Genomic DNA, 23,029 nt, shown 5'->3' on the forward strand with positions numbered 1-23,029 from the left:
TAGCCGGTTTTATATACGGACTCACAAAGGGTCCCAGAGGCTGGTCGGCTTTTCTTCACTTCTACTATAAAAAAATAGTAGCACAAACCATGGCCTTGGTTTGTACTACTAATGTTAGTATGTTTTTTATAAAATTCTGTAATCCATTTTTGATATTCTAAAATATTCAATGCAAGTCACTCCTTATTTTTCTATAATAATAGCATAAAGGAGGAATGAAATTTGAATATTTCAGTTTATTGTGGAGCGAGTTTGGGAAACAGTGAAGTTTATAGTGAAGCAGCAAAAGCATTAGGTAAGTGGATTGCTGATAATGGTCATACGTTAGTGTATGGTGGGGGAAAGGTAGGCTTGATGGGTGTCATTGCTGATGAAGTTTTACTACATAAGGGAGAAGTCATCGGGATTATTCCAACATTCTTAGTGGAACGAGAGCTAAGTCATCCAAATTTAACGCGTTTAGAAATTGTGAATTCTATGTCTGAACGCAAAAATAAGATGATTGAATTAGGGGATTGTTATATTGCATTACCTGGTGGTCCAGGGACATTAGAAGAAATTTCAGAAGTTATTTCATGGGCACGAATTGGTCAACACCAAAATCCGTGTATTTTATTGAATGTAGCAGGTTATTATGATCAATTAAAGGATTTTTATAAAGGTATGGTAACGAGTGAATTTTTAACAGAGGATGAACAAAAGGCAATGCTTTTTGCGGATTCGTTTGTAGAAATTGAACAGTATATAAAAGACTTTTCACCCGTAACGGTAAGAACATATTAATCATACTTAATTAGCCTATCTTTTGGAAGATAGGCTATATTCTTCCCTTCGTTTGGTAACAATAAGTGCTTAACGTTATAGTTCTACATTTTTCTGACGCTACCCCAACATCCCCTTGAAATTCAAAAGGTAATAAAATAAATCAATCGCCTGTATTTAAAAATTTGAGGATTTTCGCAACTGTGATGTAAAAGGAATGAACTTATTATGTCGAAAGATAATGTTTATTTTTTAATAAAAACAACCAAGTTCCCGAAGCGTTGTTTAGGTATATTCTTAGTTTAATGTTGTAAAGTAGCATAAATCTGAAGGGCTCCCAAATCATTTAGAGCAATTTTGTATATTGAAATCGTAAGTTTGATTAAAAGGGAATGGCTTGTATTGTAAATTAACCCACCTCTATTTCAAACCTTACGTCAACTGTAAGAGTAATTTTCCGATTTTTTGTAGTAAGGTATTGCTAGGAATAAAAACGGGAGGTTAGACAGATGAATGCTTCGAATAAATTACTGGAAGTGAAGGAAGTACGTAAAGTTTTTGGAGAGGGACAAAATGAAACAATGGCATTAAAAGGTGTAACATTTAATGTGTTACCAGGGGAGTTTCTTGGCATTATGGGTGCGAGTGGTTCAGGCAAGACGACGCTATTAAATGTAATTGCTACAATGTTGAAGCCGACATCAGGTCAAATTTTGCTAGACGGGCAAAATATTTCGTCGTTCAAAGGATCACAACTCGCGGCATATAGAGGCGATCAAATTGGGTATTTATTTCAGCAATTTGAACTGATTGATAATTTAACGGCGAAGGAAAATATCATGCTGCCGTTAGCGATCCATGGGATTAATTTAAAGGAGCAGGAGCAAGCGTTGCGACAATTATCGAAACTATTTGATATAGAAGAACTGTTAAATAAATTTCCATCACAATTGTCTGGCGGTCAAAAACAACGGGTTGCAGCGGCGAGAGCGCTTATTTCCAATCCTAGCATTGTGTTAGCGGATGAGCCAACTGGTGCGTTAGATACGAAAAACGCTAAGATTTTAATGGAGAAGCTGTCTGAACATAATCAACAACAGGAGTCTACTATTTTAATGGTGACCCATGATGCGAATGCAGCTAGCTATTGTTCAAGAATTTTATTTATCCAGGACGGTGTCATTTTCCATGAACTGCGTAGAAATGTACCAGGCGAATCGCAGGAGGCATTTTATGAGCGAATCGTTATGGTGATGGCGCAGCTTGCTGGAGGTAGTAGTAATGTTCTTTGACTTTGTGAAACGCAATAGTCGCAAAACACGGAAGGAGAATGGTGTGTATTTCGCATCGCTCATCGTATCAATTGTGGCCTTTTATGTAATCTTGTCGTTAGGTGAACAAGATGTGATGCTGTATTTGAAGACGATTGAAAGTGATGCGGTAGAGCGATTGTTGTTATTAATTCCAGTGCTTTATGCAGTTTCATTAGTGTTCGTGTTCTTCCTCGTGTATTTTGCGAATCGCTACCAGCTGCAGCAACGCAGTCATGAGTTTGGCTTGTATTTAATGATGGGGATGAAGCAAAGTAAGCTGTTTCTCATGATTATGGGCGAAACAATTTGGAATGGTATTGTGGCCGTGTGTATTGGTCTGCCAATTTCATTGTTTTTAACCGAGCTTATTAATTTAACGACATCACGTTTTGTTGGCATGGGGATTATAGGACATGCATTCCGTATTTCATGGACAGGCATTAGCTTGACGATTTGTGGCTTCTTCCTTGTGCAACTGCTAGCCATGTTTATTTTAAGCTTTACGATGAGCCGCAAAGAGCCGATTGAATTACTTCATGAGGAAAAGGAAAAATCACAAAGTACAATGACGCCTAAATGGGGAGCAGTGAGCTTACTGTCTGGAGCGGCTTTATTAATCGGGATGATTTTGTTATGCATCGCTTACGGCATGGCGATTTTATATTTACGAAATTTTGATTATCGCGTATTTGCGCTGATTTTGCTTGTTGGTGTGTGTGGGACATTTATTTTATTCCGTGGCTTAGGAAGTGTGATTGGTGTTTATGTGAAGCGAAAAGGCAGCTCTTCAACAGGTTTGTCGATGTTTACGGCGAGACAGTTACAGGAAAATGTATTGCATCAATGGAGTTCACTAGCAATATCAACATTACTAATTTTAATGGCGATGGTTTGCTTCGCGTTTGGTACATCGACAGCGTTAATGAATAGCGCTGTAGCTAATCGAACGGTTGATTATACGTTTCATGCTAATAATGAAGATGACATTAAGCCTTTGATTCAATCCGAGGAGCTAGCACCTTATGTTGATAGTTATTATAGGATGGCGTTACATAATTTCAATCCATCTGAAGATGAGCCGTTATTAAATTATCATTTTGCATGGACGGGCTTAATAGAAACAGTATCGAGTCAAGACGATTCAGAGCCAAAAGAGATTTTATTAAACAACTTATCGATGCAGGATACGCCATATTTTATTTCTCTATCGAGTTATAATGCGATGCTTGAGGCAGCTGAAAAGAAGCCGATTCAGTTAGCTGGTAATGAGGTGGCTATGTATACAAGTGACGATACAGGTGCTAGTTATGATATATTAAAAGATATATTAAAAAAGAGTCCGACTGTTGAAATAGCTGAAAATGAATACACATTAATGCCGACGCTATATTCGGATCAGATTGTGGCGGATAGAGCCATTACGTTAATGTATTCATTAATTGTGCCGGATGCATTATTCGAGCAATATTTTGACGCTGATGAAACTTGGCTTTGGAATATGACGTTAAAAGACGAGTTCATTGAAGAAAAAGGGCTTATGCAGGCGATGCTTGAAGTCGATCAAATGCTTAATTCAACAGGCTTGCAGTATGAGAGCTATCTTGCGAGCATGGGCAGACAGCTATTTTACACGGTAGCAGGGAGTTATACAACGTTTTATTTAGGTGTGATGTTTTTAATTATCGCCAATACGGTGCTAGGCTTAAACTTTTTAATGCAGCAAAGAAGCACACGTAGCCGCTATCAAACGTTAGCGATGCTCGGTGCAAATGTGGAATCAATTTGTACATCAGCACGCAAGCAAATTTGGCTATACTTCATCTTAGCTATTTCGGTTGCATTTGTTAGTGGAATTTTTGGCATCTGGTCTTTATTAACGGCAATGCCGGCAACTGTTTTTAGTTTTAAAAATGGTATCGTTATTGGTTTAGTGGTGCTATTATTTATTGTTATGGAAATTGGCTATATTCGAATGATTCAACGAAAAAGTGATGTAGAAATTCGAAAGTTAAAAGAAATTGACTAGAGGTGAGGGCATGGCGAATATTGTCATTGTAGAGGATGACATTTTCCTACGCGAAGAATTACAAAATATTTTACAAAAGGAGGGGTACTCTGTAGTGAGTATCTCTTCTTTTGATACACCTATTGAAGATATCCTCGCTGCTAAGCCCGGATTAATCTTGTTAGATTTAAACTTACCTAGCATATCGGGTTTTCAAATTTGTCGTACTTTAAAAATGAAAGGAATTGGTCCGATTCTAATTTTAACTGCTCGTAATCAGATACGAGATGAGTTGCATGCATTAGAGTTAGGGGCCGATGACTTTTTAACAAAGCCCTGTCATCCGAAAAGACTCATTGCAAGAGTACAAAAGCTGCAACAGCTATATGCCAAAATGCCGATGTTTTTAAATTGGGGAAATTTCCAACTAGATTTGAAGAGAAATGAATTATATATTGCTCACAATTCACTTTCATTATCTGAAAATGAAGGCGCCATTATGAAGCTTTTAATACAACATGCACCGGCAGTTGTGGAAAAGGAGCAGCTTTTCCATGAATTGTGGGGAAGTAGTGAATTTGTGGACGAAAATATACTACAAGTAAACATGACTAGACTTCGTAAAACATTAGATAAAGTAGGAATGTCACATCATATTAAAACGGTCAGAGGCATTGGCTATCAATTAATAGGGAGTGAGTCCCCATGAGGCCATTAGATTGCCTTCATATTTTACAGCAATCGCGTCAGTGGATTTTACTTCTATGTGTAAATAGCGGTTTTTTTATTTTTTTAGCGTGGGTTGCTTATCCAGAGACATTTAAACTATTAGTTTTGACGATGCTCATGTTTACTTTTGGGACCATTTTGATCGGTGGGCTTTTTACATGGAAAAAACAACGAAAGCAAAGAAATTTGTTTTATCAATTTTTAAGAGAGCCTTCCGTTGAGCATGAGGCTAAGTTGCTACAAGTTTTAGGTGACACACATAAGGAACCACTGCATGATTTGGCGAATCAATTACGTCACCTATATGATGAATTACAAGAGGCAAAGTATCAGTCGTTAGAATATGAAACCTTTATCGAAAGCTGGGTGCATGAGATTAAAACACCACTTTCGTTACTTCATTTTGTAATACAAAATAGGAAAGACGAAATGTCCCCGTTGGTTTATCAACGGCTAAATTATGCAAACATCACGATTCATGATTACGTAGAACGCATATTATTTTATGCAAAGCTACAAGCTGTGCATGTTGACTATAGCTTGAAAAAGGTCTCTATTGTGGAATGCTTTGAAGATGTGTTACTAGAGCTACAATCATTATTGGAAGAGCAGTATGTAAGTGTTCATAAGGAGATAAAGGACGTACCCGTTGTATTTGATGAAAGAGCGCTTCACTTTATTTTGATACAGTTACTTGTAAATGCAATAAAATATCGAAACGTAGGTACTGAGAGTTTGATTTGGCTAGAAACAGGTTTTGAACATGCCAAAGACAGCTACTACATTAAAATAGCTGATAATGGAGTAGGCGTCTTGCAATCAGATTTGCCATTTATATTTGATAAAGGATTTACAGGAGATACTAGCAAGCAAAAGCCATCTACAGGGATGGGATTGTTTTTAGTAAAAAAATTATGTGACGATTTGCAAGTTGAAATTGAGGTTGAGTCAAAATATAAGCGTGGTTTTACCATTCAATTGCTGTTTCCGAAGGTTTAAATTGTGCCTCTGAAAAGGTAATAATAACATATCTTAAAAAAATATTATTCAACACTATGGCAAAATTGCGGAACAAGAACTATTTTGTATAGCAACCTCTGTTCCAAGCTTTGTTGTATTATGAACAACACGAAACAGCTTTATTAATATCTTTTTCACTTACATACACGGAACCTTCAGTATCTATTATATATTCTATATCATTTTCTTTTAATTGTTCTAATAACGATTCTCGTAACGCGTCTGATAAATTTTCTTGTCTGGCAAAAGAAACGTATGTCCCCTTAGAACGTTTCTCATTACTACATCCACTCAATATACTCAAACATAAGACGATAGATAGCAAGCATTTGAATTTCAATTTCACGAATTTACCCCCTAAATTGGAAAATCAGTATACACTTCTAAGTAATAAAAGTAGAAGGTGAACCTTGCTATTAATAAAGGTCATTTCACAAAAAAACGATTCTAGGATAGTCACTGTGAGATGACTTTTTTCATGATTTGGCTACACAATCAGTACAATTGAACAACCTTCTAGGCTAGACAGTGATGTTACTTCGACAGTACCCCTATAAAGAGCTATCTCGTGACCTCTACCTAACATCAAATACTTAATATTAGTAGTTGTAATTTTTATTTTACCTCAACCTCGAAAACAAAAGTCTTATTTTCATTATCCCATACTACCTTAAGTTAATAAATAGAGTACCCTTTTTTAGATGGCATTGTAATTTTATTATCTAATCAGAATGGATAAAACTATTTTTTCATTTTAACACCCCTTTTTATTATAGATTCCATTTAGAGTAAATGTTGTAAGTTGTAATTTACAAAAATACTAATGTATGTATATATAAAGTAAAAAGACGAATATGGGGAGTTGAGAAATAGCGTTGTTGACTGTGAGCTGAAGAATGTAGGAGGAAGCATTCTTGTTACACGTTTGAGAAGAAATAGTTTGCGCTCCTGTTTCACAAAAACCTTGCAGGTGGCGCGCCAGATGTAATAATTTCATCGCCAATGCAGTCATTTTAAATTTTTTTACGAATAAGGCAGTAATTAATTATATACAAAATTAGTCATTTTGCGAAGCTGTTTGAGGAGAAAAAGGGAGGTATTATAAATGAACGTAATAGAAATTAAAAATCTAACGAAGACTTACGGCAAAGCAAGGGGAATATCTGATGTTAGTTTTAATGTTGAACAGGGTGAAATTTTCGGGTTTATTGGGCCTAATGGTGCTGGGAAGTCGACTACAATTCGTACATTATTATCGCTCATTTACCCAACGAGCGGCAGCGCCACGATTTTTGGTAAGGACTGCATTCAATTTGCTCCCGAAATAAAAAAGGAAATCGGCTATTTACCATCTGAAATCTTTTACTATGACAATATGAAAGTAAAGGACCTATTAAAATACTCAGCTAGCTTTTATAAAAAGGATTGCAGTAAGAGAATGAAAGAGTTAGCAAAAATGATGGACTTGGATCTGAATAAAAAAATTGATGACTTATCTTTGGGAAATAAGAAGAAGGTCGGGATTGTTCAAGGGCTGCTCCATGAGCCAAAACTCATTATTTTGGATGAACCGACAAGCGGGCTAGACCCATTAATGCAACAAAAATTCTTTGAACTATTAGAGGAAGAGAATAAAAAAGGTGCTACGATTTTATTTTCATCGCACATTCTCAGTGAGGTCCAAAGATTATGTAATCGTGTTGCCATCATTAAAGAAGGTAAAATCGTAACGGTAGAAAAGATTAGTACGTTACAAGAGAATAACTATAAAAAATTTAAAATTGAGACGAATTCAACCCTAGACAAAGATTACTTCCAAATCGATGGGGTCAATAAATTAGATGTTCACAATAACGTAACTAGCTTTTTATTTAAAGGTAATATTAATACGGTGATGAAAAAAATCGCTGACATTGAAATTGCGAATTTGTGGATTGAAGAACCAGACCTTGAGGAGATCTTTATACATTATTACGAGAAGGAGGTCTAAAAACTATGAATATCTTTATGCATGAATTGAAGGTTTATCGAAAGTCTACCATCATATGGTCGCTATCGTTAATAGCCATTATGATTATTTTTATGTCAATGTATTCTTCATTTGCTGAAGATGCAAAGGGTTTTATGAAAATAGTAGAAAACTATCCAGAGGCAATCAGAAATGCAATCGGGTTTAATCAAGAAAATTTCTTTACTATTTTAGGATTCTATAGCTTCCCATTATCGTTTATTACTCTTTGCGCAGCAATCCAGGCGATGAATCTCGGCACTTCCATTGTCAATAAGGAAGTCCGTGAAAAAACAGCGGACTTTTTGCTAACGAAGCCTGTTACCCGTACAAAAATCTTGACAGCTAAGTTATTAGCAGCGCTAGTTTCGATTGTCATAACGAATATCTTTTATTTCGCTGCAGCTAGCTTTGTGGCATTACAAGTCAAGACAGATGATTTTAGCTTAAAAATTTTCTTTTTGCTTTCACTTACAATATTCTTTATTCAGCTGATATTTCTATCCTTAGGAATAATCATTTCCGTTATTGTCCAAAAGATTAAATCCGTGCTGACCGTCTCGCTAGCTACCGTCTTTGCTTTCTACTTTGTCGGAATGTTCAGCGATACGACTGGTGATGAAGTGAAACGTTATTTTTCGCCGTTTAAATACTTCGACACCGCCTATATCATTAAACACTCCAGCTATGAAACAACATTTTTAATTGCTGGTGCAGTTATTATTATTCTTGCAATTGCAGCTAGTTATGTTGTCTATAGTAAGAAGGATATCCATGCGGTTTAAGAATGCTAGCTTTGCTTGTAGAAAGCTAAATGGAGGGGTTCGATAATGAATATTTTTTTAAAAGAATTGAAGTCTCATCGAAAATCACTCATATTTTGGAGCATTGGTGTTTTCCTGATGGTGGCATCAGGAATGACTAAATATGAAGCGTATTCGTCATCGGGCCAATCGATAAATAAATTGATGGCAGATATGCCAAAATCGCTACGGGCTGTATTAGGTTTCAACGATTTGGATTTAACGAAGGCTAGCGGCTACTATGGTATGCTTTTTCTCTATTTAGTATTAATGGCAACCATTCATGCAGTCATGCTCGGAGCAACCATTATTGCCAAAGAAGAGCGAGATAAAACATCTGAGTTTTTATTCGTTAAACCAGTATCTAGAAGTAAAGTTATTACAGCAAAGCTATTGGTTGCGTTGACAAATATTGTGATCTTCAATCTCGCAACATTCGTTTCGTCCATTATTCTTTTAGGGAAATACAGCGATGGCGAAGCGGTTAATGGTGAAATTGCAATCTTAATGGCAGCAATGTTCATTTTGCAGGTTTTGTTTATGGTTATTGGCAGTGCGATTGCTGCTGTAAAGAAGAAACCAAAAACGGCTGCATCAGTGGCTACTGGAATCCTCTTACTTATGTATATGTTATCAATCATTATTGATCTGAATGAGCATATAAAAGGAATAAGATATCTTACACCATTTAAATATTTTGAAGCGAAAAATGTAATGTATGGCGGTGGTTTAGAAGTAAGCTTTGTCGTAATTTCACTAATATTGATTCTATCATTTTTGGTCATAACCTATGTTTTTTATAAAAAAAGAGATTTGAATGTTTAGTAATATAATAGTATGGTACCTGTAATTAGGACACTCGATAAAAAGAGTGTATTAAATTGTAGGTATTTTTTTATATACTAGAAATTCGAATTAGAGGATGATATGAGTAAAATTTTATTTTCACCAAAAGAAACCAAATGTACACCATGTAAGCGAAAGTACAATTACTTATACACATACATTTAAAAGTAAATCTATCCTAGTCCTAGCATTAGATAAGTGAAAAAAGAATAGATTTACCTACGTTTACACTATTTTTAGATTAATTAGCACCATATTACTATTTCTAAACTTCTGCTGAACACTTCCGTTGATTGCTCCAACTCTTTCATTACATGTCCGTAAGTAAATATCTACATCATGGCTATTGGCTAATCGTTCAGCAATTTTTTAAACCATTGGAGCAAATACCCTTAATAATTGACAAATATATAATAGTTAAGCACAATTAACTTAAATATAAATGTTTAAAATGAATTAAGGATGATAAATCTATGTATGATTATTTAATAATTATAGACAAAATCAATCAACAATTTGAGCAGTTCAAATTGTTAGTTTTACAAGAAACGAAAGAGGTTGAGGAATTAGAGAATTTTCACTTAACTCCTCAACAAGAAATTATTATGAGTTATATCATTCGTCATGAGCCGGTAATTGCCAAAGATATTGCAAATCATTTTGATATTTCAAAAAGCGCAGTTAGCCAAGTCATTTCAAAACTTGAAGAAATGAAAATGATCTATCGTCAAGAAAATTTAATAAACGGTAGAAAAATCTTTATTTATCTTGGGGAAAAAGGTAAAGAGTATTATCAGCTTCTAAAAAAAATAGACAATATTCTTGTGGAAAAATATTATTCTAAAGCAAGCTTAACCGAGTTAACAAATGTTCTTGATACATTAAATAAAATTGTCGGAACTAAATAATAATGTGATTTAAGATAATAGAGAAATTTGAAACAACCAATCGTATATTACCAAAATCCTGGCTGCCGTATATGGGATTTACCAAACATAAATTGTAGATAATTACTGATAAAAGTTTCGTTCAGTTATATAAAAACAATGTTTTTAGAAAAATGTCATCTGTTAAATTTCTAATCGCTATAAAGGCGTTTATAGACATTTATGTTGCCGATTTTTCATTCCGAATATATAACACTATCAATTAATTTTAATATTTTCTTTAAAATCGTAGAACTTATCTTCTTTTTTCTCTTTCCTAAGTAATGGATCAAGCTCTTTCTCTTTCACATAGTGATCAAAAAAGGCCAAAATATACCTATTCATAACTTGATGGAATTCATTTACATCAATATTCCATGAAATTAGAGGAGAGAGAAAGGGGAAATCTGTAAAAGTATAGTGATCTCCTGCTATAAAAGTAAGCATGAAAGTATCTCCCTTTATCCCCTCTTTATAGTGAAAATCAGCAAGCTCTGTAATTGTATCATGATACTTTTTAAATTCTTCTGTAGTGATATTCGTATATTGAATTTCTTCATCAGATAGATAAAGATAATCTTCATCTAAAATAAACATAAAAGGCTGTTCAAATCCTTTGCTGGCTACAGGTTCATGCAAAGGTCCATCTATATTAATTCCTGCAGAAATCCTGCGATCATCCAACAATGTTTGGGCAGCTGTTGACCCCCCATATGAATGACCAAATATACCGATTCTGTCCATGTCCATCCTTCCAGTAAACAAACCTTGAGTATCCCCATCGTTGATTGTGATTAACTGATCTAGCACAAAGCTCATATCTTTTGATCGCCTTTTAACCTCTTCTTCATCTTCAATATCAAAGGAATAAGAATACGCGTCCGTCTGATTTATCATTTCCCGTCCATCTGGAAACTTTGTATAGGCTGCATCATTCGTATGGTCAACGCTGATAACAACGTATCCATGACTTGCCAATTCTTCCATTTGAGAAAAACTTTGCATTCTAGTACTGCCATATCCGTGAGAAAATAAAAGAACCGGAAATTTATTTTCTTGATTGGATACGGCTATATCTTTTATGCTGTTAGTTTGTCCATACTTCAAATACTCAAATAAAAAGCGTGGAACAGAAAAAATGAATTCCATCGTTCCTGACCATTCTTCGTAAGGAAAAGATTCATACTGAATATCCTTCGCACCATCTTCTACCTCTGCGGGATACCATATTTGTATCATCAATTCCCGCGCTTTTTGTTCCCCATCATGTCTGGTCTCATCTATTAAATGCCTTGAGTTCATACCTACTTCAAAAGGACCTGATGGTTTTGGAAGTTGAAATACAGGCATGACAGTTACTAAACTAAAATTGCTGAGCGAATAAATGATAATAAGTAAAATATATATAAGTTTTTTAACCTTCCTGTTATTTTTCGCACTTTCAATAATGACCTTTTTCGCATTCTTTTGAATGAATGACTTCATTGTAAATACAGTTAAAAGAATATATAAAACATAGGTTAATCCCATTTGCCAACGATAACCCTCAAGCCCCAAATGAATTATTAAAAGGGTAAGTGCAGTGATATTAATGATTATTTTTAGTTTTGCATCAAATTTAAATAGAAAAGAAAAAAGCCACAAAATATGAACTGTTATTAAAATCCCTTCCAACAGCCTCAATAATCCCAACTCCTTATAAAATCTTATTAAGTTTAGTTAACTTTACTTAACTATAAATTACAAGATTTGATATGTCAATTTTTCAGGAGAATTCTAATTTCGTATCATTAATTACAAGTATGTCATCATATTTAGAAAATATGGTTACCCCGAAGAATGAGTTTTATCCCACATACGCTCAGTAAAACGTCCTAGAAGAGAACGAGCCAAAGAAGGGAGCAATCACCTGACCGTGATAGCCCGTTTAGTTCAACTAACAATCGGTGGGGATGAGGAAAATTTTCACTGATTGCAGTTCACTTTTTTTCCAAGATTTATACGATGTTAAATTTTTTGAATCTTTTCTCGTTCTTCTTTCGTACGTTAAAGTAGGAAAGGAAATGGAGGCTCATAGAAATGGAGAAAACGAAAAAAATGATGGTTGGTATATCAGCAACAGCCTTAACGTTAAGCTTAGCTGGTTGTGACACATCAACAAGTAGCTTACCATCAAAGCCAACAGATGAAAGCTGTAATGACTGGGATTGGTCAGAGGAAGAGGGCGTATGGCAATGTGATGAAAGTCGTTCAGGGCATTATGGAGCCTACTATTACGGGGGAAGCTATTATAATACCAAGTCAGCGTTAAAGAGTAGCAGCGACTACAAAAATTATAAAAGCAGTACCAGCTCTAAAGCAGGGCGATCCAGCTCAGGGTTTGGCAGTGGATTAAAAAGTTTCGGAGGATAAGAGAGGGCGAAAAATATGAATATGTATTTAAATTTTTTATCATATCTAGGTGTATCCATTAGTTTATTAGTAATCGGTATGTTGCTATTTACGTTAAGTACACCAAAAATTAAGGAGTTCCAATTAATCGCGCAAAAAAATGTAAGTGCTGCGATGCTATTAGGTGGTAAAGTAATCGGCTTAGCCATCGTATTAGGGGCGGCTGTAGAGTATTCGATTTCATTAATAGATATGGTTATCTGGGGTGCAATCGGCATTGTAGCGCAAGTCGTTGTGTTTTTCATAGCAGAACTAATAACGATTCGTTTTAGCATTCAAAAAGCGATTGAAGAAGACAATCGAGCAGTTGGAACAATTTTATTATCGTTATCATTAGCAGTTGGTTGGATTGTTGCGAAATGTTTAACATATTAGTTTGAGGAGGGGTAGCTCTGAAGGAGTTAATTTATTATATTGATAAAGGAAATGGATATTTTGAGCCGTTTTTTGAATATATGGAACCCAATGTTGGCCTAGATGAATTTTATGCGCGACAGCTTTGTACATATTTTATCATGCAAGGTATACAATATGAGCTTATATCGAATGAGATGGAAGGGAATGTGGAAGTGCTTGTATTAAGAGAGATGGGCCGTAATTTATCAGGTGAGGATGAGCGAAGCTTTCGTGAACGAGGCATACATATCGAATTTAGAAGTCCAAATGAACGTGAAAATTATCGATTGCTCTTACGTATCCCTTGTGAGACACATACTGAAGTTATTCGCTATTTATTAAAGAATGTTGTAGATATTCCTAATATCGGACAAATGCTTGTTACTTCTACTGAAATTGACGAGGACCGTGGCGTTTATGTGATTTATGTAACGGAATTGAAAGTGAGCTGAATGGTTTCATGTATAAAAGCGAGCGCCAACAGTTTTATACGCAAATTGAACAGTTTTGGGCAGATTTATATAACGAGGAATATGCCCTTTATGATATGTATGAAATAACAGAGGAAGAAGTTGAAAAGATTCGGTTAGCAACGGAACGAACGGGTAAAATTTTTTTTAAAACGGCTCATTTATTACGCAACGTATCCAATGAGACATTACTTGAAATGGGTTATCCGGAAGAAACGCTCCATTTTCTTCGCTTAAAAACGATGGAGGTTGAAAGCGTAATTGCGCGCTTTGACTTTATTCCACATAACGGTAGCTATAAATGTATTGAAATGAATGCAGATACACCGACGTTTATTAAGGAATTGTTTTTTGTCAACGAACGCATTTGTCATGCGTTCGCAATGGAAAATCCGAATGCTAAGGCGGAGCAGGTTTTAAAAGATTTGATTCAGGAAAGCGTTAAACAAAATAAATGTTCTCAAAAAACACATATCGTCTTTACTGCGCATGAACAAAATATAGAAGACTACTATACAACGCTTTACTTAATGCAATTTATATCTGGAGCGAAATTTACGCCGTTGCATCAATTACAAATTCAAAGAGGAGTCGGGCTATTTGATGAGGACGGGAAGCAAATTGATGTCCTGTATCGTCAAACGTTCCCGATTGAAAATTTAATTCTAGACGAGGATGAAGCACAAAATAAAATCGGCTTGTGGCTACTAGAGTTAGTTGAACAAAATTTGTTAACGATTATCAACCCACCCTCTGCTTTTTTACTACAAAACAAAGCGGTACAAGCTGTCATTTGGGGCTTGCACGAGGAAGGAAATGAATTTTTTTCTGCCGAAGAGCATGAGTGGATTGCCGATTATTTGTTACCTACCTATTTAGAAGAAAGCCAGTTTATTGACAAAGGGCTGCGCTATGTAAAAAAACCGGTATTCGGTCGTGAAGGGGATACTATAGAGATTTATGAAGCAGATGGACATTTACTAAAGGCGGATGCACAAAAATCTTATCATCACTATACAAAGGTGTATCAGCAATATATCGAGCAACCAAAAACAACATTTCACAGTGAAAAAGGCAAACAAACAGGAGAAATATTGGTTGGTAGCTTTTTAATTAGCGGAAAGCCAAGTGCAATTGGTTTACGCATTGGTGGAATGATTACAAACAATTTATCGTATTACTTGCCGATTGGAATAAAAAGAGGGAAGTTTGGGTTCTGAACAATTTAAAAGAAGGGGAAGGAATGCACTCAAAGTAGTGTGAGTTTGAATGCACTGGCAGTTTCTCCTAATCTAGCGAGAATAGGGAGTTTCAAAGTAATGACGGCTCTGCCAGCCGGTCATGCGCACGTCTATTATGAATGAACTGAAAATCCACTCTTGAACGCAAATAGTCTTTAGCTTTACTCCATTTTGAAAGATATAATAAATAAGTAACTCCTAAAACCATTTTATATTCATTATAACCTACTAACGTAACAGTATTTGGGAACGTTAGTAGGTTTATTTATGTAAATGTTATAAATCCTTAAAATTTAAACAGACGTTAGCTGAATCAGAAAAGAGGATATACAACAATCACGCCATTTTCTTGACGTTTATTTTTTTATGGTTCACTAATTCCTACTGCAAGCAACAGAAAATAAACAAATACTAACACAGCACCATTTAACAAGATGCCTGTAATAATAAACCATAGTTTTTTAGATAAGATAGCAAAGATAATGCCTAGTACAGAAAGCACTGTAAACACGTTTATACCCAAAGTTAAGTTTGCGTTAGGTCCTCTGATGATAAAGAAAAAAATGATACTTATTGCTACTGTTAAAACTGATAAAACGCCTAATATATTTTTGTTCAAAAATGTAACCCCCTTTAAATCAATAAGTTTATTAATTAAGCAGGCTTGTGTGTGGAGCACCTTCATGCATAGTATTCAATTACTTTATGAATTAAACGACTTTATTGTCACGAAACACTTCAAATGTAACAATAACAATATATACTAAATATTGGTTTAGTTTGCACGTATCGTTGTGAATCTGCATTTTTCAGACGCTACCCCAGTATCAACTTGAAGTACAAACCACTATAATACCAGTTTGATAAGAGTACTAGATACGAGGGGAAAGAGAATTGAGGTGACCCAAGAAGGTCTCACATCTCTACTTTAAGTGAGAAGCACTGTGACAAGAAGGGTTCGCTAGAAGGTGAGAAGTAAGGGCAAGGAGATAGTAGTGCGTAAGCTTACCAGACAAGCTATCATTCTAAACTAGCGAAAATTTTCTTGTAGCAACTTACAGCACTCAAGTTCAAATATTTCTTTTTTTACTTTGTACCATTTTTTCATACTATTTTTCTTGTTTTTATATTCGCCACCACTTAATACATATACAAATTCTCCATCCTCAAATAGGATAACTTGCCAGCCTTGATCAATGTCACTAAAAGGCTTATCGATTGAAATATTCGCTCTGCTCAAAAAATAAAGAAATGAAGAAAAGCCCCAAAAATTGTTCAGTATTTCATTTCTACTGGCACTATAAAAATACAAATAATCGAAGTTTTTCTTCCCCACTAAAATCTCAAAATCTTCTACAATTGGGAAAGATGCCAAATTTAGCTTATGTAAATTATGACTATATATTTTTTTTAACCGTTCCCCATTATTAATATGTGCTTCTTGATTGACGCTTCTAATATTCAATTCCCCACTCGTTGTTCCAATGAAGATATTTTTTTGCCAGTATCGCTTCAATAGTTTTAGCCATTGTTTCAAATATGCTTTTCTCGGTGTTTTATACCATGTATGTATCTTTTTATTATGGCCCTGCAAAATATAAACGAAGTCATTTTCCTCGAATATCCTTACTTGCCAGCTTTCCTCTTGATCAATATACGGCGCCGTGCGAGTTCCTAATGGGATATCTTCTTCATCCCATTCTTCCAATACATAATATCGAGGGAAAGTCGTTAGTTGTTCCTTTCTTTTCGCACTATAAAATGAGATCAGGTTATCATCTGTTACTAGTATTTCGAAATCTTTCACAATTGGAAACGACGTTAAATCTATCTGTTGCACATCACTTGCGCGTAATGTTTTATTAGCATTTACATGCGAGTTGTTCTTTTTTAATTTAAATTTACCACTTTTTGTTCCAACAACTTTCACTATATATCCACCTTTCACACGTGACTATAAATATTCTTCCTTTTATTATAAGGGTTACGCTACCATTAAGATCATTCCGAAAAACAGGTATATTGATTATCCATATTTTACATTGGGAACCGCAAAAGAAGTGGACCATATTCCACAATTGACCTTTTTTATTTAATCAATGTTGCGACATCGTTTTCTATTTCAAAAACTAAAAAATCATTATCTTCTTCTACAACTTCTTTTTCATATCTAAGTTCTTTATCAATCAGCATTTCAAAATAATTTGTTTCAACATTAAGTTCAAACACTGGACAGTGGTCAAATCTGACATCGCCAATAAATATTGCTCTAATTTTTTTCATTTATAACTCTCCCTCAATATAATTTCAGTATCTGATTCTACTATTCATGTATTCGATAAACACATGCACCAATGAACAACTATCTATAATTTAGAACCACACCATGGACAGAATTCAATTGCTATACTTGAAGAACCGCCATCATGAATAATCAAACCGTATGTATTATCTTTATCCGAAAAAATGATTATTTTGTCAGGACAATCAAATGAATCGATATGCATGTCACATTTGAAATTTGCATGGTAATCCATATACTCACAACAATGTTGTTTCGTCATATTCAACCTCTTTTCCTAAAGTAAACGGACCCAATTTCGGCACACTTGGCGCCTTTATTGGATAGGTTCGTTTCAATACTTCACAGTTCCAATCATTGTCTATTTTAATCGAAACGTTGCATAAGTGCGACGTAATCCATGAAAAGTGTGTGACAGGTACCACAGCTTAATTTAATGCAAAAACTTTATAGTCTGTACGGATTCATTGAGATACATGGTATGATTTCTCTTGAAATCAATTTCAGAGGTGTTGAAGTATGGATTATGGTCCGATTAAAACAGAAAATCTATATATTAAAAATACAAAATATGCTAATAAAGGTTGGTGATAATAAATGAAACATATATTTTTAGTTGAAGACGATTTGGAAATTGCGAAAAACCTCGCTCTTTTACTCCGCTCTGAAGGATTTACCATCACCCATGCTGCGACGCAAAAAGAAGCCATACTCATGCTTGCTGCGCAGAAATATGACTTGGCATTGCTTGATATTTCACTTCCTGATGGCAACGGCTTTGCAGTCTGCACGGATATCAAGCAAACTCAGAACATTCCAGTAATCTTTCTAACAGCTTCTGGCGATGAAGGCAGTGTTGTAACGGGGCTGAACATAGGGGCTGATGACTATGTTACTAAACCTTTTCGTCCACGCGAATTGATTGCTCGAATTGGAACAGCATTACGAAAAAACGGCCATTCTCCAGTTGTCTTTGAAATGGGGGACCTTCATGTTGATCCAACGAGTGGCGTTGTCAAAAAGGATGGGCAAGAAGTTTTTCTTTCTGCGCTTGAATACCGATTATTATTAGTGTTTATAAATAACCCTAAAAGCATTATTACTCGAGACAGGCTATTGGACGAATTATGGGATGCATCGGGCGAATTTGTAACGAACAATACCCTAACTGTCTATATTAAACGCTTAAGAGAAAAAATTGAGACAGATCCTGGCAATCCGCGATACATTTTAACTGTTCGTGGTACAGGATACCGAATAGGAGCTAGCCATGTTGCGGAATAGGGAGATTCGGCAATTTACACTTTTATTTTGCGGCATCACAATCGTTACCGCCATTTTAGGTTTTACTATCCAGCCCTTAGCTGGCCTATTAATACTTTCTACTTGTGCCGCGTTTGGCACCATATTTTTCTTATTTACAAAAGCGCATTATCAAAGGATTACACAAATTTCAGAGCAAATAAATTTAGTGCTTCATAATACAGATCATCTGTTTATTAGTAATGCAGAAGAAGGCGAGCTGTCTATTTTACAAAATGAAATCACTAAAATGACGCTTCGCATACGAGAACAAAATGAAGCACTGAAAAAAGAGAAAATATATCTAGCTGATTCACTAGCCGATATTGCACACCAACTCCGTACACCGCTTACTTCAGCGAATTTGATTGTATCTTTACTGAAGAACAATCCAGCTGAACATGAGCGTAAAACTTTGCTATGGGATATACAAAAATTATTTGTACAAATGGATTGGCTATTAACCTCTCTGCTGAAATTATCACGTTTAGATGCAGGTATTGTAAATTTCAAAATGGAACCATTCGATGTCGCAACCTTAATAAAGGATTCGCTACATCCATTTCTTATGTCGATGGATTTACATAATATTACACCACAAGTTAATATAGCGGACAGACTAGTTATTCATGGAGATTTCGGTTGGCTTTCAGAGGCCATTCAAAACATTTTAAAAAATTGCATTGAGAGTACAGGCGATAACGGCACGATTCAAATTGCTTGTGAGGAAAATATACTGTTTACAGAAATCACCTTGCATGATAGTGGACCAGGTTTTAAAAAAGAAGATGTACCCTACTTATTCGAAAGATTTTACCGCGGGAAAAATACGAGCACGACAGGATATGGCATTGGCCTAGCGCTTTGCAAAACCATTATTACGCGCCAAGGGGGAACTATTAGTGCCAAAAATCATCCGCAAGGTGGCGCAATTTTTTCTATTCGTTTCCCAAAGTGACGAATCTCTCACTTTAAAGTCACGAAGATGTAAGTTGAAAATTCTATTATAAGGGTACAGCACAAAAGGAGGCTCACATAATGGAGTTTTTAAAAATTGAAAACTTATGCAAAACATATGGGCAAGGTGAAAATCTAATTACAGCATTGGACAATGTTTCACTTACGATAGAAAAAGGGGAATTTACTGCCATTATCGGTTCATCTGGCTCAGGTAAATCGACATTACTACATGCAATTGCTGGCGTAGATGTACCGACAAGCGGAAAAATTTACTTGAACGGACAAGATGTGTATGCTCAAAATCATGAAAAACTTGCAATTTTCCGGCGTCGAGAAGTTGGTCTGATTTATCAATTTCATAACCTTATTCCTACGTTGAATGTCGTAGAAAATATCACATTACCGATTTTGATGGATCGACGCAACGTGAATGAAGAACGATTAATGGATTTATTAAACTTACTTGGACTCAAAGAGCGAAAAAACCATTTACCAAATCAACTATCAGGTGGTCAGCAGCAACGCGTTGCGATTGGACGTGCACTGATGAACGCGCCAGCCGTGATGTTAGCTGACGAACCTACGGGTAGTTTAGATAGCAAAAATGGGCATGAAATTATGCGTTTGTTAAAATCCAGCCACGTAAAATATCAGCAAACTCTGATTGTAGTCACGCATGATGAAAATATCGCTCTACAAGCGGATCGGATTATTTCCATGTCTGATGGCAAAGTCATTCGAGATGAGAAACGGGTGGCAAGATAATGAATATTTTCAATAAAGTCGCCTTGCAAAGTTTACTAAAAAACCGCACGCGAACGATAGTGACCATTATTGGCGTTATTTTATCTGCCGCAATGATTACAGGCGTTACGACCTTTGCGACCTCCCTGCAAAACTACATGATTAATGGCTCAATTATAAAATATGGCGATTGGCACGTTGGATTTTCTAATGTTGACGCTACATTTATCGAACAACAAAATGAAGATAATCGAATAGCCAACACAATTACTTTTGAAAACATTGGTTACGCCAAACTGGAGGGGGGAAAAAACGTCAACAAGCCGTATCTATTTATTGCTGGCTTCGACCAAGACACTTATGCCCATTTACCCATTACACTCACTTCTGGCCGATACCCTAAAAATGACACAGAAATTCTCATTCCTTCACACCTTAAGGAAAATGGGGGCGTGACGATTTCTGTTGGTAATACCCTTGCACTGAATGTTGGAAGACGTATGAGCGGGGATAAACAGCTCTCACAATATGATCCTTACCTTTCAACTAATCCAGAAAGCTTTGTAGCTGAGCGTCAGAAAAACTACACAGTCGTTGGGACATTCAAACGACCTGGATTCGAAGAGGTAAAGGCACCTGGTTATACGTTAATCACAACAACCGATGCTATGAAAAAAGCGAGTAGCTTTAGTACCTTTATTAAAATGAAAAGTCCTCGTAAAGTGCATGATTATGCAGATGAATTCGCAACTGACCATCAATTTGTTACAAATGACAACGTGTTACGATTTATGGGTCTGTCAAATGATAAAACATTCAATCGTCTACTCTACTCAATTGGTGGCATTTTAGTTGCCTTAATTATGCTCGGTTCAGTTTTCCTTATATACAATGCGTTTTCTATTTCCTTAAACGAACGTATGCGACAATATGGAATTTTGATGTCAGTGGGTGCAACGGCAAAACAGTTGCGAAATTCCGTATTATTTGAAGGGCTTTGTATTGGCACTGTTGGTATACCAATCGGTGTACTAGTTGGTATACCGAGTATCAAGGGCGTCCTTTCTCTTGTGTCGAAAAATTTCGAAAATATCGCCTATGACAATGTACCTTTAACTTTGACAGTTTCGATGCCTATAATCATTGCCGCAGTCGTTATTAGTTTGGTGACCATTTTAATTTCAGCTTATATCCCAGCACGCAAAGCTGCCAACACCCCTGTTATGGCTTGTATTCGTCAAACAAATGAAATTAAAGTGGAATCAAAAGTCATTAATACGTCTAAATGGATGGAGCGTATTTACGGCTTAGAACGCACACTTGCGCTTAAAAACTTTAAACGAAACAAAAGGCGATATCGCAGTATCGTCCTATCACTTATATTAAGTGTAGTTATGTTTGTATCGTCTAGCGCATTTAAAACAACGCTCCAGCAGGCTGCAGAGTCATCCGTTGTCAATACGGATTACGATATTATGTTCTTTAGTGAGAACATGAAAGAAAACGATTCATTTCAGCTATTTGACAAACTACAAAATGTAGATGGGGTTTATAAAGGCTCTTATCAATCCATGATGGAATATGCAAGTAAAATTAACTTACATGATTTCTCAGCAGACTACCGTCAAGCAGCAGGTTATGGTGAGCTCGATCAGACGATTGATGTACCGCTGGACATGCAGTTTTTAGAGGATAGTGTTTACCTAGATTTTATTAAAAGCCTAGGTTTAGATATAGCTGAATATACAGGGGAAAATGCGAAAGTCATTGCTGTTGCCAAAGTGAAAAATAAAACGGCTACTGCATCGGAAAAAGACAACATAATAGATATGTTTACAAAACAGTCAATGAATTTAGTTATTACACCAAACGCAAATACTAGCGCAACCTTAAATGAAGAGCGAAATGTAACGATTACATTTGTCGATACGTATCCTGTCGATCCATTACCAAAGCTACCGTCTGAAGTAAGACCGTACACGTTTATGATTGTTGCACCATATCAATTAATCGATACATGGGCACTAGCGGATGTTCCGATGGATCGGGGCTTAACGTTCCTATCAAAGGATGCGTCGCAGTCAGTTGATGAAATGAAAAAAATAATCGAATCGGAAGAAACCTCATACGAATATTCGATATACAATGCCAATGAAATATTTGACCAGAACCGCAATATTATCTTCATCATTGATTTGTTCACCATTGTTTTCGTCATAATGATGTCACTTATTGCAATCGCCAATGTGTTTAACACCATTTCTACGAATATTCGATTGCGTAGACGAGAGCTTGCGATGCTTCGCTCAGTTGGTATGTCCAATCGTGATTTCAATAAGATGATGCGCTTTGAATGTGTTCTTTATGGGTTCCAAACATTACTATTTGGACTCCCTATTTCAGGTGTTTTAGCTTGGCTAATCTATAAAGGGATGTTTATCGGTGGAGCGGAAGTTGCATTCACATTCCCTTGGAGCAGTATGGGCATTAGCGTACTGGGGGTATTCCTTGTCATATTTATTACAACAATGTACGCACTTCGCTTGATTAAAAAAGAAAATATCGTTGATGCATTGCGTGATGATATGAATTAATTTTAAAATGTAGCGAATAGCTATAGACCTAAACGGCAGTTTTGAATCATTTCAGAACTGCCGTTTTTACTTTGGGCATCCAACTCTGTAACAATTATATGATGTCATAATAGGGTATAGATTAAGTATGTTATATCGCCTATATGGTAAAAAATTA

The 23,029-nt window shown here is 35.7% G+C and carries 23 protein-coding genes; 17 read left to right on the forward strand and 6 right to left on the reverse strand.

The window, feature by feature from the left end; translation table 11 throughout:
- The first annotated feature begins 222 nt into the window (after nt 1-222).
- From C9J37_RS24215 to C9J37_RS24235, 5 genes are all read left to right on the forward strand, one after another.
- On the forward strand, nt 223-783 hold the full coding sequence (locus C9J37_RS24215; protein WP_107897458.1) for an LOG family protein: 561 nt from the start codon (nt 223-225) through the stop codon (nt 781-783).
- A gap of 488 nt (nt 784-1,271) precedes the next feature.
- On the forward strand, nt 1,272-2,054 hold the full coding sequence (locus C9J37_RS24220; RefSeq protein ID WP_107897459.1) for an ABC transporter ATP-binding protein: 783 nt from the start codon (nt 1,272-1,274) through the stop codon (nt 2,052-2,054).
- The gene (locus C9J37_RS24225) at nt 2,044-4,101 is read left to right on the forward strand and encodes an FtsX-like permease family protein (RefSeq protein WP_107897460.1); all 2,058 of its coding nucleotides are present in this window, start codon (nt 2,044-2,046) and stop codon (nt 4,099-4,101) included. The genes C9J37_RS24220 and C9J37_RS24225 overlap by 11 nt, the downstream gene beginning before the upstream one ends.
- Nucleotides 4,102-4,111: 10 nt before the next feature.
- Nucleotides 4,112-4,789, forward strand: coding sequence for a response regulator transcription factor (locus tag C9J37_RS24230; RefSeq protein WP_107897461.1), 678 nt, complete (start codon nt 4,112-4,114; stop codon nt 4,787-4,789).
- Nucleotides 4,786-5,808, forward strand: a complete 1,023-nt coding sequence (locus C9J37_RS24235; RefSeq protein ID WP_107897462.1) for a sensor histidine kinase — start codon at nt 4,786-4,788, stop codon at nt 5,806-5,808. Before C9J37_RS24230 ends, C9J37_RS24235 begins: the two co-directional genes overlap by 4 nt.
- 118 nt (nt 5,809-5,926) lie before the next feature.
- Here the strand turns inward: C9J37_RS24235 and C9J37_RS24240 are convergent, their stop codons facing one another.
- Nucleotides 5,927-6,175, reverse strand: a complete 249-nt coding sequence (locus tag C9J37_RS24240; protein WP_107897463.1) for a hypothetical protein — start codon at nt 6,173-6,175, stop codon at nt 5,927-5,929.
- A gap of 759 nt (nt 6,176-6,934) precedes the next feature.
- Between C9J37_RS24240 and C9J37_RS24245 the strand changes: the two genes are divergently transcribed.
- From C9J37_RS24245 to C9J37_RS24260, 4 genes are all read left to right on the forward strand, one after another.
- A complete protein-coding gene (locus C9J37_RS24245; protein ID WP_107897464.1) occupies nt 6,935-7,819 on the forward strand; it encodes an ABC transporter ATP-binding protein in 885 nt (294 codons plus the stop codon).
- Between the two features lie 5 nt (nt 7,820-7,824).
- The gene (locus C9J37_RS24250; RefSeq protein ID WP_107897465.1) at nt 7,825-8,622 is read left to right on the forward strand and encodes an ABC transporter permease subunit; all 798 of its coding nucleotides are present in this window, start codon (nt 7,825-7,827) and stop codon (nt 8,620-8,622) included.
- A 45-nt stretch (nt 8,623-8,667) separates the two neighbouring features.
- Entirely contained in the window at nt 8,668-9,465 is a 798-nt protein-coding gene (locus C9J37_RS24255; protein ID WP_107897466.1) for a DUF2705 family protein, read from the forward strand.
- Nucleotides 9,466-9,959: 494 nt separating this feature from the next.
- Nucleotides 9,960-10,394 carry a MarR family winged helix-turn-helix transcriptional regulator gene (locus C9J37_RS24260; protein ID WP_107897467.1) on the forward strand — a complete coding sequence of 145 codons (435 nt, stop codon included), beginning with the start codon at nt 9,960-9,962 and terminating at the stop codon, nt 10,392-10,394.
- Between the two features lie 237 nt (nt 10,395-10,631).
- Here C9J37_RS24260 and C9J37_RS24265 read toward each other — a convergent pair whose 3' ends face one another.
- Nucleotides 10,632-12,095 (reverse strand): alpha/beta hydrolase family protein, encoded by a 1,464-nt coding sequence (locus C9J37_RS24265; RefSeq protein WP_107897468.1) that lies wholly within the window; start codon nt 12,093-12,095, stop codon nt 10,632-10,634.
- Between the two features lie 396 nt (nt 12,096-12,491).
- Between C9J37_RS24265 and C9J37_RS24270 the strand changes: the two genes are divergently transcribed.
- From C9J37_RS24270 to C9J37_RS24285, 4 genes are all read left to right on the forward strand, one after another.
- Nucleotides 12,492-12,824, forward strand: a complete 333-nt coding sequence (locus tag C9J37_RS24270; protein ID WP_024363316.1) for a hypothetical protein — start codon at nt 12,492-12,494, stop codon at nt 12,822-12,824.
- A 15-nt stretch (nt 12,825-12,839) separates the two neighbouring features.
- Nucleotides 12,840-13,238, forward strand: a complete 399-nt coding sequence (locus tag C9J37_RS24275; protein ID WP_107897469.1) for a DUF350 domain-containing protein — start codon at nt 12,840-12,842, stop codon at nt 13,236-13,238.
- Nucleotides 13,239-13,318: 80 nt separating this feature from the next.
- Nucleotides 13,319-13,711 carry an RNA helicase gene (locus tag C9J37_RS24280; protein ID WP_235617236.1) on the forward strand — a complete coding sequence of 131 codons (393 nt, stop codon included), beginning with the start codon at nt 13,319-13,321 and terminating at the stop codon, nt 13,709-13,711.
- Between the two features lie 8 nt (nt 13,712-13,719).
- The gene (locus C9J37_RS24285; protein WP_107897471.1) at nt 13,720-14,949 is read left to right on the forward strand and encodes a glutathionylspermidine synthase family protein; all 1,230 of its coding nucleotides are present in this window, start codon (nt 13,720-13,722) and stop codon (nt 14,947-14,949) included.
- Nucleotides 14,950-15,334: 385 nt separating this feature from the next.
- On the opposite strand, the gene C9J37_RS24290 is transcribed toward C9J37_RS24285, so the two are convergent.
- From C9J37_RS24290 to C9J37_RS24305, 4 genes are all read right to left on the reverse strand, one after another.
- The gene (locus C9J37_RS24290) at nt 15,335-15,589 is read right to left on the reverse strand and encodes a hypothetical protein (protein ID WP_025219126.1); all 255 of its coding nucleotides are present in this window, start codon (nt 15,587-15,589) and stop codon (nt 15,335-15,337) included.
- A 411-nt stretch (nt 15,590-16,000) separates the two neighbouring features.
- Nucleotides 16,001-16,900: a hypothetical protein gene (locus C9J37_RS28795; RefSeq protein ID WP_201262212.1), complete on the reverse strand. Its 900-nt coding sequence runs from the start codon at nt 16,898-16,900 to the stop codon at nt 16,001-16,003.
- Between the two features lie 158 nt (nt 16,901-17,058).
- Entirely contained in the window at nt 17,059-17,253 is a 195-nt protein-coding gene (locus tag C9J37_RS24300; RefSeq protein WP_107897472.1) for a hypothetical protein, read from the reverse strand.
- 83 nt (nt 17,254-17,336) lie between these two features.
- Nucleotides 17,337-17,534 (reverse strand): DUF6980 family protein, encoded by a 198-nt coding sequence (locus C9J37_RS24305; RefSeq protein WP_107897473.1) that lies wholly within the window; start codon nt 17,532-17,534, stop codon nt 17,337-17,339.
- 335 nt (nt 17,535-17,869) lie between these two features.
- On the opposite strand from C9J37_RS24305, the gene C9J37_RS24310 reads away from it, so the two are divergent.
- The 4 genes from C9J37_RS24310 (at nt 17,870) to C9J37_RS24325 (ending at nt 22,872) form a co-directional block, all read left to right on the forward strand.
- Nucleotides 17,870-18,556: a response regulator transcription factor gene (locus C9J37_RS24310; protein WP_107897474.1), complete on the forward strand. Its 687-nt coding sequence runs from the start codon at nt 17,870-17,872 to the stop codon at nt 18,554-18,556.
- A complete protein-coding gene (locus tag C9J37_RS24315; RefSeq protein ID WP_107897475.1) occupies nt 18,543-19,532 on the forward strand; it encodes a sensor histidine kinase in 990 nt (329 codons plus the stop codon). The genes C9J37_RS24310 and C9J37_RS24315 overlap by 14 nt, the downstream gene beginning before the upstream one ends.
- A gap of 80 nt (nt 19,533-19,612) precedes the next feature.
- Nucleotides 19,613-20,299: an ABC transporter ATP-binding protein gene (locus C9J37_RS24320; protein ID WP_107897476.1), complete on the forward strand. Its 687-nt coding sequence runs from the start codon at nt 19,613-19,615 to the stop codon at nt 20,297-20,299.
- Nucleotides 20,299-22,872, forward strand: coding sequence for an ABC transporter permease (locus C9J37_RS24325; protein ID WP_107897477.1), 2,574 nt, complete (start codon nt 20,299-20,301; stop codon nt 22,870-22,872). Before C9J37_RS24320 ends, C9J37_RS24325 begins: the two co-directional genes overlap by 1 nt.
- Nucleotides 22,873-23,029 lie beyond the last annotated feature (157 nt).

Origin of the sequence: Lysinibacillus mangiferihumi, assembly GCF_003049665.1 — a bacterium.
In the GTDB taxonomy this organism is placed as follows: domain Bacteria; phylum Bacillota; class Bacilli; order Bacillales_A; family Planococcaceae; genus Lysinibacillus; species Lysinibacillus mangiferihumi.